The following is an 11,924-nucleotide window of genomic DNA, read 5'->3' as shown; positions in this document are numbered from 1 at the left end:
CACCACGGAAAGTGAGAGAATGACCGATACCGCCACCAAGAGCCCCGTCGACATCCGGAAGATGGCCAACGCCATTCGCTTCCTGTCCATGGACGCCGTGCAGAAGGCGAACAGCGGCCACCCCGGCATGCCCATGGGCATGGCCGACGTCGCGGCCGTTCTGTTCACCCGCTTCGCCAAGGTCGACCCCACCGCGCCGCGCTGGCCGGACCGCGACCGTTTCGTGCTGTCGGCCGGTCACGGTTCCATGCTGCTCTACTCCCTGGCCTACCTGCTGGGCTACAAGGACGTGGACATCGAGCAGATCCAGAACTTCCGCCAGCTGGGCGCCCGCACCGCGGGCCACCCGGAATACGGCCACGTCGACTTCGCCGAAACCACCACCGGTCCGCTGGGCCAGGGCATCGCCAACGCCGTCGGCATGGCGCTGGGCGAGCGCATGATGAACGCCCGCTTCGGCTCCGACCTGGTCGACCACTACACCTGGGTCATCGCCGGCGACGGCTGCCTCATGGAGGGCATCAGCCAGGAAGTCGTCTCGTTTGCCGGCCACCAGAAGCTGGGCAAGCTGGTGGTGTTCTGGGACGACAACCAGATCACCATCGACGGCGAGACCTCCAAGGCTACCAGCGAGGACCAGCTCAAGCGCTTCGAGGCCGCGCACTGGCACACCCAGGCCGTCGACGGCCATGACCCGGACGCCGTCGCCGCCGCCATCGAAAAGGCCAAGAGCGACCCGCGCCCGAGCCTGATCGCCTGCCGCACCGTCATCGGCTATGGCGCGCCGTCGCTGGCCGGCACCGCCAAGACCCACGGCGCGCCGCTGGGCGAGGCCGAGATCAACGCCACCCGCGAGGCGCTCGACTGGCCGCACGCGCCCTTCGAGGTGCCCGACGACGTGCTGAACGCCTGGCGCGCCGCCGCCGAACGCGGCACCGCCGCCCGCCGCGCCTGGGAGCAGACGGTGGACGCCGAGCCCGCCGACAAGCGCGAGGCCTTCTTCGATTTCGTCGCCGGCAAGCTGCCCAAGGGCTGGGAGCGCGGCCTGGACGACTACAAGAAGAAGTGCGCCGAGGACCAGGTGAAGGTCGCCACCCGCAAGGCCAGCCAGCAGTGCCTGGAGCACATCGTGCCGGCCCTGCCGCAGATCGTCGGCGGCTCCGCCGACCTGACGGGCTCCAACCTCACCAACACCAAGCAGATGAGCGGCGTCGAGGCCGGCCACTACGCCGGCAACTATGTCTACTGGGGCGTGCGCGAGCACGGCATGGCCGCCATGATGAACGGCCTGGCCCTGCACGGCGGCTTCATCCCCTACGGCGGCACCTTCCTGGTCTTCACCGACTACCTGCGCCCGGCCCTGCGCATGTCGGCGATCATGAACCAGCGCGTCGTCTACGTGATGACCCACGACTCCATCGGCCTCGGCGAGGACGGTCCGACCCACCAGCCGGTCGAGCACCTGGCATCCCTGCGCGCCATGCCCAACGTGCTGGTCATGCGCCCGGCCGACGCCATCGAGACCGCGGAGTGCTGGCAGATCGCCCTGCACACCGACGATCAGCCGAGCGTGCTGGCCCTGTCGCGCCAGAACCTGCCGACCATCCGCCAGTACACGGCTGAAAACCTGTGCGCGCGCGGCGGCTACGTCCTCAGCGAGCCCGAGGACGGCACGCGCGACTGCACCATCATCGCCACCGGCTCGGAGGTGCAGTTGGCGCTGACGGCGCAGGTCATGCTGAACAACGTCGGCATCAAGGCCGCCGTCGTCTCCATGCCCTGCCAGGAGCTGTTCGACCAGCAGCCCACCGACTACCGCCAGCAGGTGCTGGGCAAGGGCGTCTTCCGCGTCGCCATCGAAGCCCTGTCCACCTATGGCTGGGAGAAGTACGTGGGTGACGAGGGCGCGGTCATCGGCATGCGCCAGTTCGGCGCCAGCGGCCCGGCCGATCAGCTCTATCAGTTCTTCGGCATCACCGCGGAGGCCGTCGCCGACGTGGTCACCGCCCGGCTGAAGCGCTGATCCGCTTTCACGGCCGCCTCCGGGACCCCGGGGGCGGCCGTGGTGCTTTACTCGTTAGGTGATTTATCGGGAGAAAGAAATCATGGCCCTCATTTCCCTGCGCCAGCTTCTCGACCACGCCGCCGAGCACAGCTACGGCATGCCGGCCTTCAACGTGAACAACATGGAGCAGGTGCTGGCGATCATGAACGCCGCCAAGAAGGTGGACGCGCCGGTGATCCTGCAGGCCAGCCGTGGCGCCCGCGGCTATGCCGGCGACATCATGATCAAGCACATGATCCTGGCCGTCGCCGAGATGTACCCCGACATCCCCGTCTGCATGCACCAGGATCACGGCAACAGCGCCGCGACCTGCCTGTCGGCGATCTCGGCCAACTTCACCTCGGTGATGATGGACGGCTCGCTTGAGGAAGACGCCAAAACGCCGGCGTCTTATGAATACAACGTCGACGTTTCGCGCAAGGTGGCCGAGATGGCCCACATGGTCGGCGTCTCCGTCGAGGGCGAGCTGGGCTGCCTGGGCTCGCTGGAGACCGGCTCCGGCGAGAAGGAAGACGGCCACGGCTTCGAGGGCAAGCTCGACCGCGAGGCCCTGCTGACCGACCCCGAGCAGGCCGCCGATTTCGTCGCCCGCACGAAGGTGGACGCGCTGGCCGTCGCCATCGGCACCAGCCACGGCGCCTACAAGTTCACCCGCAAGCCCACCGGCGACATCCTGGCCATGGACACGGTGCGCAAGATCCACGAGCGCCTGCCGGACACCCACCTGGTGATGCACGGCTCCTCGGCCGTTCCGCAGGACCTGCAGGACCTGATCAACGCCCACGGCGGTGCCATGCCGCAGACCTACGGCGTGCCGGTCGAAGAGGTGGTCGAGGGCATCAAGTACGGTGTGCGCAAGGTCAACATCGACACCGACTGCCGCATGGCGATCACCGGCACCATCCGCAAGGTGTTCCAGGAAAAGCCGGCCGAGTTCGACCCGCGCAAGTACCTGAAGCCGGCCATGGACGCCATGCAGAAGGTCTGCGAGGACCGCTACGAGGCTTTCGGTGCCGCCGGCATGGCCAGCAAGATCAAGGCGATCCCGCTGTCCGAGATGGCCAAGCGCTACGCCGCTGGCGACCTGGACCCGAAGGTCAAGGCCGGTGCTCCGGCCGCCGCCGAGTAACGTCCGTTGTTGCCCGCCCGCCTCGGAGTTCGTGCTTCGGGGTGGGCGGTGTTTATTTGGTGTTGAACCACCAAGGCACCAAGACACCAAGAGGATGTGCTGGCGGTGGCGCCGCGCATCAGTGCCCGGCAAAGGGAGAGATTGCGGCGAAGCCGCGCTCCTGCCGCGCGCGCTTTTGCCGATGACGCGCGTTCACCCGGTCTCTTGGTGTCTTTGTGTCTTGGTGGTTAAAAATAACCTCCCCCAGAGCACAGAGCCCCCGCCATGTCCGTGAAGATCGCCCCGTCCATCCTGTCCGCCGACTTCGCCAAGCTGGGCGAGGAGGTTCGCGCCATCGACGCCGCCGGGGCCGACTGGGTCCATGTGGACGTCATGGACGGCCACTTCGTCCCCAACATCACCATCGGCCCCGACGTCGTGAAGGCCCTGCGCCCGCACTCGGAGAAGGTGTTCGACGTCCACCTGATGATCGATCCGGTGGACCCCTACATCGAAGCCTTCGCCAAGGCCGGCGCCGACTACATCACGGTGCACGCCGAGGCCGGCGTTCATCTGGACCGCACGCTGCAACTGATCCGCAGCCATGGCAAGAAGGCCGGCGTGTCGCTGAACCCGGGCACCCATGAAAGCTGCCTGGAGTACGTGCTCGACCGCCTGGACCTGGTGCTGGTCATGAGCGTCAACCCGGGCTTCGGCGGCCAGTCCTTCATCGAGAGCCAGGTGGAGAAGATCCGCCGCATCAAGCAGATGATCGGCGACCGCCCCATCGAACTGGAAGTCGACGGCGGCGTGAACCCCGAGACGGCCAAGCGCTGCGTCGCGGCCGGCGCCACCGCGCTGGTGGCGGGCTCGGCGGTGTTCAAGGGCGGCCCCGACGCCTACGCGCCGAACATCGCCGCCCTGCGGGGGTAAGGAAGAACGGGGCGCCGACGCGCCCCTTCATCCCGGCATCTGCTTTATCCCAGCAGCACCGCCAGCGCATCGGCCACCGCCACCGTGGCGCGCTTCAGATCATCCAGCACCAGCTTCTCGTCGGCGCGGTGCGCATTGGCGTCCAGCAGCGTTCGCGGGCCGGCGCCGTAGAGGACGGTCGGCACCCCCGCCGCCGCGTAATGGCGGGCATCGGTGTACAGCGGAATGCCGGTGGTGCCGATCGCCGTGCCGAAGGCCGCCGTCGCCGCCTCGGCAAACGCGACGGCCAGCCGGTCGGAGCCCTGCACCGGGCCGAACGGCTCGGCCAGCATGATGCGGCGCACGTCCACCGACACCTCTGGGAACACTTCCGCCGCCTCGCGGATCAGCGACTCGATCTCGCCCTGCGCCGCCTCGGCCGTTTCCTCGGGGATCATGCGGCGATCGATGCGCAGGGTCACCTTGTCGGGCACCACGTTGGTGTTGATGCCGCCCGAGATCAGCCCCACCACCAGCGTCGGCGACCCGATGCCCGGCACCGCGCTCTTGCGCTCCGCCAGCCGCGCCCGCCCGGCATAGAGGGCCGACAGAATGCCCGTCGCCGCCTCCATGGCATCGACGCCCGAGTCCGGCTGGGCGGCATGGGCGGAGCGGCCGCGCACCGTCACTTCCAGGTGCAGGCAGCCGTTGTGGGCGGTGACCACCTGATAGGAGAAACCGGCCGACACGGCATAGTCGGGCCGGGAGATTCCCTCGTCCAGCAGCCACTTGGGACCGATGGCGCCGCCCGCCTCCTCGTCGTAGGTCAGGTGCAGTTCCACCGTGCCGCGCAAGCCCTCCGCGCCCGTCTGCTCCAGCGCCTTCAGGGCGTAGGCGTAGGTGGCGAAGTCGGATTTGGAGACGGCGACGCCGCGCCCGTACATGACGCCGTTCTCCACCGCCGCACCGTAGGGGTCGCGGGTCCAGCCGTCGCCCGGCGCCACCACGTCGCCGTGGGCGTTGAGGGCGATCACCGGCCCGCCATCGCCGTCGCCGCCGAACCGCTTGCGCACCACCAGGTTGGTTGCGCGGATCATGCCGTTGGCCTTCACCAGGTCGTCGGGCACGGCGTGGCGCTCCACCGTGAAGCCCATGGCCTCCAGCAGTTCGGCGGCACGCTCGGCGTGGGGCAGGCAGTCGCCCGGCGGGTTGTCGGAGGGCACCTTGACCAGCTCCGCCAGGAACCGGGTCTGCTCGGCATGCAGGTCGTCCACGGCGCGGGTCAGGGCGGCGCGGCGGGCGGCGGTGTCGGTCATGGGCGAGGCTCCTGAAGATGGAAGGGCGGCCGCTCGGCCAGCAGGACAAGGGCGTCGGACAGCACGTCGGCGGCCACGGCCACGTCTTCGGCGGTTACGCTTTCCGCCGGATTGTGGGAAACCCCGCCGGCGCAGCGCACGAACAGCATGGCGACGTCGCACAGGTCCGCCATGGCCATGGCGTCGTGACCGGCGCCGCTCATCAGGCGGTGGGCGGGCAGGCCCTGATCCTCCACCGCCTCGGCCAGCAGGTCGGTCAGGGACGGGGAACACGGACAGGCGGCGTTCTCGTGCAGGGTCTCGGCGGCCAGCGTCAGGCCGCGCCGGGCGGCGATCATCTGAAGCCGTCCGCGCAGGTCCTCCAGGGCGCTCTCGCGGGCGGCGTCCTCGGCGGCCCGCAGGTCGACGGTGAAGCGCACCCGGCCGGGCACCACGTTCACCGCGCCGGGCGCAACCTCCAGCGCGCCGACGGTAGCCACCACGCCGTGTTCCTGCGCCACCGTCTCCACCGCCAGCACGGCCTCGGCGGCGCCGGCCAGAGCGTCGCGCCGGGCTTCCATGGGCACGGTGCCGGCGTGTCCGGCCTCGCCGCCCAGGGCGAAGGCAAGGCGGGTGGCCCCGGCGATGGCGGTGACCACCCCCACCGGCAGGCTGAGGTGCTCCAGCACCGGCCCCTGCTCGATGTGAACCTCCAGGTAGGCCCGCACCCGCGCGGGGTCGAGCGCGGCGGCGCGCCATGCATCAGGCGCCAGCCCGAAAGCCTCCAGCGCCTGGGCAAGCGTGGTGCCGTCAGTATCGGCGGCGTCCAGCGCGGCGGCGTCCAGCGTGCCGGCCAGGGCCCGGCTGCCCAGCAGGGTGCGGGCGAAGCGCACGCCTTCCTCGTCGCCGAAGCCCACCACCTCCACCGCGAAGGGCAGGCGGCGGCCGGCGGCGTTGAGCCGTGCCACGGCATCGATGCCCAGCAGCACGCCCAGCATGCCGTCGTACCGCCCGGCGTCGCGCACGGTGTCCAGGTGGCTGCCGATGAGCACCGCCGGAGCGTCCGGCTCTTTGCCCTCGTAGCGGCCGATGAGGTTCGCCATGCCGTCCATGCGGACGGTCATGCCGGCGGCCTCCATCCAGCGGCGCACCTCGGCCGCCGCCGCCGCGTGGACGGGGGTGAGGAAGGTGCGGGTCAGGCGGCCCGGTTCCTCCGTATGGGCGGCGAGGGCATCGCAGCGCGCGAGGATGGTCTCGGCCGAAGGGGCGGCGGTCATGTGGTGACGATCCTGAGCCAGATTGTCGACAATTGCCGACAACCGTAGCCGTTGCCGCTCTGATGGGCAAGGGGCGGTTGGTTCGTGGTCCTGCACAAATCTTCGGCAGGAGGCGCGGCTTGTGCCGGCCGGCCCGCGCGGCCATTCTTGGAGCGCAATCACCGGAGGATGACGCGTGGGGATCAGACTGAGAATGGCGCGGCTGGCCCTGGCCGCCGCTCTGGCGGCTGTGCCGGCGGCAGGCGCTTTGGCGGCCGAGGCCCTGGTGATCGCCCATCGCGGGGCCTCTGGTATGCTGCCGGAGCACACGCTGGCGGCCAAGGCCGCCGCCCATGCGCTGGGGGCGGATTGCATAGAGCAGGACGTGGTGCTGACCGCCGATGGGGTGCCGATCGTCCTGCACGACATCCACCTGGACACGACGACGGACGTGGCGGCCGTTTTCCCCGACCGCGCGCGCGACGACGGCCGGTACTACGCCGCCGACTTCACCCTGGCGGAGGTGCGCCGCCTGTCCGTGACCGAGCGGCGCGACCTTGAAACCGGCGCGGCGGCCTTTCCCGGCCGGTTTCCGGTGGGGCAGGCGCGGTTCTTCGTGCCGACCCTGGCGGAGGAGTTGCAGCTCATCCAGGGCATGGATGCGGCGACGGGGCGGACCACCTGCGTCTACCCCGAGATCAAGGCGCCGGCGTTCCATCGGGCGGAGGGGCTGGACGTCTCCGCCGCCACGCTGGCGGTGCTCCGCGATCATGGATATGCCGACGATGGCGATCCCGTCTTCCTCCAGACCTTCGATTTCCAGGAGCTCAATCGGCTCAGGCGGGACCTCGGGTGGCAGGGGCGGCTTGTGCAGTTGATCGGAGAGAACCGGTGGGGGATTGCGCCAGGCACCGACTTCGACCACCTCCGCACGCCCGCGGGACTGGCCGAGGTGGCGCAGGTCGCCGACGGCATTGGCCCGTGGATCCGGCATGTGGCGACGGGCGCCGGCGTGACGCCGCTGGTCGCAGACGCCCACGCCGCCGGGCTGGTGGTGCACGCCTACACCCTCCGCGCCGACCGCCTGCCGCCGGGGGTGCCGGACCTGGCTGCGCTGGTCCGGCTGCTGGTGCTGGAGGCGGGCGTAGACGGGCTGTTCACCGACTTCCCCGGCCGCACCCGCGCCGCGCTGGAGGCCTTGCCGGATACGGAGTGACGCCCCGAGGGGTGCCGGCACAGAGTTTTCCGCAAAGCTAGAACAGACAAAAAGATGTTTCCGCGCCGCAAAATGTAACTCTCATTACTTCATGTAAACAGCGTGAAAGGCACGTCTTTAGTTTTTCGCGACAAAAATAAAAATATGACCAAGACTTCCGATACTGTGAACCGACTATTGCGTGTGACGTTTCTTCAGCACGGAGCCACCGCCGGCGCCCCTTTCCCTTGACGGACGGGCGCAGCGGTGGCGGTCAACCGTCCAAGGAGAACACCACCATGCGTCATTTCGCGACCGCGACTGCCATTGCCGCCCTGTTCGTTGCCATGCCGGCCATGGCCCAGCAGCAGGGCGCCGAGCAGCAGCAACAGCAGCAGGCCCAGCAGCAGGGCCAGCAGCAGGGCCAGGTGGCCCAGCAGGCCAAGAAGTTCGCCGAGGACGCCTATGTCGGCAACCGGCTTGAGATCGCCCTGGGCGAGGCGGCCCAGCAGCAGGCGCAGAACCAGCAGGTGAAGGACTTCGGCCAGCAGATGGTCCAGGACCATGGCGCTGCGAACAAGAAGCTCAATCCCATCATCGAGAACCTGGGCATCCAGGCCCCGACCCAGCTGCCGCAGGACAAGCAGCAGATGGTCGATCAGATGAAGCAGAAGCAGGGCCAGGAGTTCGACAAGGCCTACATGCAGGCCATGGTCGACGAGCACCAGAAGGCCGTGGACCTGTATAAGAAGAATGCCGAGCAGCTTCAGAACCAGGAGCTGAAGTCCTACGCCCAGGACACCGTTTCGACGCTGGAGCAGCATCTGCAGAAGGCTCAGCAGATCAGCCAGCAGATCGGCGCCATGGCGCAGGCGGGCGGCCAGGGTCAGCAGCAGGGTCAGCAGCAGCAGGGTCAGCAGACCGCCGAGGCTGAAGGCGCCGACGTGATCGTCGAGCAGGCGCAGCCCAAGGTCGGCGTCGACCAGCCGAGCCCGGACGTCACCGTCATCGACCCCGAGCCCAAGGTGAAGGTCGAGACGCCCAAGCCCGAGGTCACCGTCAACCAGCCCAAGCCCGACGTGACGGTCGAGCAGGCCGAGCCCAAGGTCACGGTGGATCAGGCCGAGGACGCAGACGTGCGCATGGTCGAGCGCGACACCACCGAGATCGAGCAGCAGCAGGCTCAGGGCGATCAGCAGCAGCGTCAGCAGGACCAGCAGCAGACCGCCATGGGCGAGGCCGAGCAGGAGATGGAGCAGGCCGGCCAGGAGATCGAACAGACCGCCGAGCAGGCCGGCCAGGAGATGGAGCAGGCCGGCGAACAGGCCATGCAGACCACCGAGCAGGCGGTGACCGATACCGAACAGACCGCCAGCCTGCCCAACCTGGAAGGCATCATCGGCATGTCCGTCTACGGCCAGAACAACGAGGAGATCGGCGAGGTCTCCGAGGTTCTGATGGACCCGCAGGGCAATGCCGAGCGCGTGGTCATCGACCAGGGCGGCTTCCTGGGCATCGGCGAGAAAGAAATCGCCATCGAGATGGACAAGCTCCAGATGCAGCAGGACCGCCTGATGGTCAACATGACCGATGCGCAGATCGCGGAGATGCCCGAGTACGAGGCGCAGTAAACCCCGCAGCGCATACCCGCACGGGGTGCTGGGACGGCCCGCCGGAGGTGCTCCGGCGGGCCTTTTCCGTCAGGCGTGCCGGCGTCAGTCGGCCACCTTGACCACCAGCTTGCCGAAGTTCCTGCCCTCCAGCAGGCCCATGAAGGCCTCGGGCGCGCTCTCCAGCCCCTCGGCCACGTCCTCGCGGTAGGTGATGTCGCCGCTGGCGACCCAGGGTGTCATCTCCTTGAGGAACTCGGGGTAGCGCGGCTGGTAGTCGAAAATGATGAAGCCTTGCACCTTCAGCCGTTTGACCAGCACGTTGCGCAGGAAGATGGGCGTGCGGTCCGGGCCCTCCGGCAGGCCGGTCAGGTTGTAGTTGGCGATCAGCCCGCACAGGGGAATGCGCGCACCCGTGTTGAGGCAGGGCAGGATGGCGTCCAGCACCTTGCCGCCCACGTTCTCGAAGTAGACGTCGATGCCGGCCTCTCCGGCCGTGTCCTTCAGCGTCTTCGCAAAGTCCTTGGCGCGGTGGTCGACGCAGGCGTCGAAGCCGAGCGTCTCGGTGGCGTAGCGGCATTTTTCCGCGCCGCCCGCGATGCCGATGACGCGACAGCCCTTCATTTTCGCGATCTGTCCGACCACCGATCCCACGGCGCCGGTGGCGGCGGCGACGGCCACCGTCTCGCCCGGCTGGGGCCGGCCGATGTCGAGCAGTCCCGTGTAGGCCGTGAACCCCGGCATCCCCAGCACGCCCAGCGCATAGGACGGCCGTGCCATGTCGCGGTCCAGCTTCTGCACCATTGTGCTGTCGGACACCGCATAGTCCTGCCAGCCCGTGTAGGCCAGCACCAGGTCGCCGGCGGTGAAACCGTCCAGGTTGCTTTCCTCCACCCGGCAGACGGTGCCGCCGCACATAACGGCGTCCACCTCCACCGGCGGCGTGTAGGATGGCGCATCGCTCATGCGCCCGCGCATGTAGGGGTCGAGCGACAGCCACAGCGTGCGCAGAAGCATCTCGCCGGGGCCGGGCGAGGGGACATCGACCTCTTCCAGGCGGAAGTTCTCGTGGGTCGGCGCGCCCTGCGGGCGGCTGGCGAGCACGATGCGCCGGTTCTTCACGGTCATCCGGACCTCCTTGGCTACGGGATCAGGGGCCTCAGGTGGGATGCCGCGCCGCCGGCGCAAAGGGCCATTTCGCAAGGGCCGGCGGCACAGGATGCCAGTTTCGGGCGTTGACGGCATGGACACCACCACCGCCGAGGGGAGCCCGCCATGTTCCGTTCCGTTACCGCCGCCGCTGCCGCTGTCGGCCTGGCCGCCCTCACCGCCGCCCCGGCCGCCGCCCAGGATGCGCGCGGGCCGCTGACCATCGTCAGCTGGGGCGGCGCCTACACCGCCAGCCAGATGCGCGCCTACGTGAACCCCTTCCGCGACACCACCGACCGCTGGGTGACGGTGGAAACCTACGCCGGCGGCCTGGACGAGGTGCGCCGCCAGGTGGCGTCGCTGAACGTCACCTGGGACGTGGTGGACCTCAACCTGTCCGATGCCGTGCGCGGCTGCCGAGAGGGGCTGCTGGAAACCATCCCCGCCGAAATCCTGCCGCCCGCGCCCGACGGCACGCCGGCGGCGGAGGATTTCATGGAGGCCGCGCTTCAGGACTGCGCCGTCGGGCAGAACGTGTTCGCCACGGTCATCGGATACGACCCCAATCGCCTGCCGCAGCGGCCCGAATCGGTGGCCGCGTTCTTCAATACCGACGACTATCCCGGCAAGCGCGGCGTGCGCTCCAATCCGCGGGTGGTGCTGGAATGGGCGCTGCTGGCCGACGGGGTGGCGCCGGAAGACGTCTATGCGACGCTCGGCACCGACGAAGGGCTGGAGCGCGCCTTCGATCGGCTGGAGTCCCTGCGCGGCAACATCGTCTGGTGGGATGCGCCGGACGAGGCGGTGGACCTGCTGGACCGCGGCCGGGTGGTGATGACCCAGACCTACAACGGGCGTGTCCAGGACGCCATGGACCGCGGCGCCGACTACGAAATCCTGTGGGACGGCGCGGTGCGCGACGTGGAGCTGTGGGGCATTCCCAAGGGCAGCCGCGACAAGCAGGACGCCCTGGCCTTCATCGCCTTCGCCTCGCAGCCCGCGCGCATGGCGGAACAGGCCCGCCACATCGCCTATGGCCCTGTGCGCGAGTCGGCCTTGGCCATGCTGTCGGAGGACGAGCGCGCCGACCTGCCGACAGCGCCCCAGAATGCCCGCCACGCCCTGTGGGCGGACGAGGACTGGTGGGCCGAGAACCAGGACCGCATCAACGCCCGCATGGCGCAATGGCGCGGCGGCGGGCCGCTCATGACGCCGCTGAAGGGCACGGCGCGCTGACAGCAGCAGCATGTCTACGCCTTTCGGAGGGGCTTGCGCAGGCTGCAAAAGCCTGTGAGACTTCTCGGGTAAATGAGGGTGTACTAACGATCCGGCGG

The 11,924-nt window shown here is 68.9% G+C and carries 9 protein-coding genes; 6 read left to right on the top strand and 3 right to left on the bottom strand.

Going from position 1 to position 11,924, the window contains the following annotated elements:
- Positions 1–19: 19 nt before the first annotated feature.
- The 3 genes from tkt (at position 20) to rpe (ending at position 4,106) form a co-directional block, all read left to right on the top strand.
- Positions 20–2,023, top strand: a complete 2,004-nt coding sequence (tkt, locus tag C882_RS13580) for a transketolase (RefSeq protein WP_009541194.1) — start codon at positions 20–22, stop codon at positions 2,021–2,023.
- A gap of 82 nt (positions 2,024–2,105) precedes the next feature.
- Positions 2,106–3,194, top strand: a complete 1,089-nt coding sequence (gene fba / locus C882_RS13575; protein ID WP_009541193.1) for a class II fructose-bisphosphate aldolase — start codon at positions 2,106–2,108, stop codon at positions 3,192–3,194.
- A 264-nt stretch (positions 3,195–3,458) separates the two neighbouring features.
- Positions 3,459–4,106 (top strand): ribulose-phosphate 3-epimerase, encoded by a 648-nt coding sequence (gene rpe / locus C882_RS13570; protein ID WP_009541192.1) that lies wholly within the window; start codon positions 3,459–3,461, stop codon positions 4,104–4,106.
- 44 nt (positions 4,107–4,150) lie between these two features.
- On the opposite strand, the gene C882_RS13565 is transcribed toward rpe, so the two are convergent.
- Positions 4,151–5,401, bottom strand: a complete 1,251-nt coding sequence (locus tag C882_RS13565; RefSeq protein WP_009541191.1) for a M20/M25/M40 family metallo-hydrolase — start codon at positions 5,399–5,401, stop codon at positions 4,151–4,153.
- Positions 5,398–6,657 (bottom strand): allantoate amidohydrolase, encoded by a 1,260-nt coding sequence (locus C882_RS13560; RefSeq protein WP_009541190.1) that lies wholly within the window; start codon positions 6,655–6,657, stop codon positions 5,398–5,400. The genes C882_RS13565 and C882_RS13560 overlap by 4 nt, the downstream gene beginning before the upstream one ends.
- 175 nt (positions 6,658–6,832) lie before the next feature.
- Here C882_RS13560 and glpQ point away from each other — a divergent pair, with 175 nt between their 5' ends.
- Entirely contained in the window at positions 6,833–7,852 is a 1,020-nt protein-coding gene (glpQ, locus tag C882_RS13555; RefSeq protein ID WP_236262688.1) for a glycerophosphodiester phosphodiesterase, read from the top strand.
- A 278-nt stretch (positions 7,853–8,130) separates the two neighbouring features.
- The gene (locus C882_RS13550; RefSeq protein WP_009541188.1) at positions 8,131–9,462 is read left to right on the top strand and encodes a DUF4142 domain-containing protein; all 1,332 of its coding nucleotides are present in this window, start codon (positions 8,131–8,133) and stop codon (positions 9,460–9,462) included.
- Positions 9,463–9,546: 84 nt separating this feature from the next.
- On the opposite strand, the gene C882_RS13545 is transcribed toward C882_RS13550, so the two are convergent.
- Positions 9,547–10,569: an NADP-dependent oxidoreductase gene (locus C882_RS13545; RefSeq protein WP_009541187.1), complete on the bottom strand. Its 1,023-nt coding sequence runs from the start codon at positions 10,567–10,569 to the stop codon at positions 9,547–9,549.
- A gap of 147 nt (positions 10,570–10,716) precedes the next feature.
- Here C882_RS13545 and C882_RS13540 point away from each other — a divergent pair, with 147 nt between their 5' ends.
- A complete protein-coding gene (locus C882_RS13540) occupies positions 10,717–11,826 on the top strand; it encodes an ABC transporter substrate-binding protein (RefSeq protein WP_009541186.1) in 1,110 nt (369 codons plus the stop codon).
- The last annotated feature ends 98 nt before the right edge of the window (positions 11,827–11,924 follow it).

It is taken from the genome of Caenispirillum salinarum AK4, from assembly GCF_000315795.1.
Taxonomy (GTDB): Bacteria; Pseudomonadota; Alphaproteobacteria; order Rhodospirillales; family Rhodospirillaceae; genus Caenispirillum; species Caenispirillum salinarum.
Note: the sequence above shows the minus strand (reverse complement) of the source record. Positions and strands in the feature narration are given on the sequence as shown.

Coding starts and splice junctions, on each gene's coding strand:
- tkt (WP_009541194.1), top strand. CDS start 20: ATGACCGATACCGCCACCAAGAGCCCCGTCGACATCCGGAAGATGGCC.
- fba (WP_009541193.1), top strand. CDS start 2,106: ATGGCCCTCATTTCCCTGCGCCAGCTTCTCGACCACGCCGCCGAGCAC.
- C882_RS13560 (WP_009541190.1), bottom strand. CDS start 6,657: ATGACCGCCGCCCCTTCGGCCGAGACCATCCTCGCGCGCTGCGATGCC.
- C882_RS13545 (WP_009541187.1), bottom strand. CDS start 10,569: ATGACCGTGAAGAACCGGCGCATCGTGCTCGCCAGCCGCCCGCAGGGC.
- C882_RS13540 (WP_009541186.1), top strand. CDS start 10,717: ATGTTCCGTTCCGTTACCGCCGCCGCTGCCGCTGTCGGCCTGGCCGCC.
- C882_RS13550 (WP_009541188.1), top strand. CDS start 8,131: ATGCGTCATTTCGCGACCGCGACTGCCATTGCCGCCCTGTTCGTTGCC.
- rpe (WP_009541192.1), top strand. CDS start 3,459: ATGTCCGTGAAGATCGCCCCGTCCATCCTGTCCGCCGACTTCGCCAAG.
- C882_RS13565 (WP_009541191.1), bottom strand. CDS start 5,401: ATGACCGACACCGCCGCCCGCCGCGCCGCCCTGACCCGCGCCGTGGAC.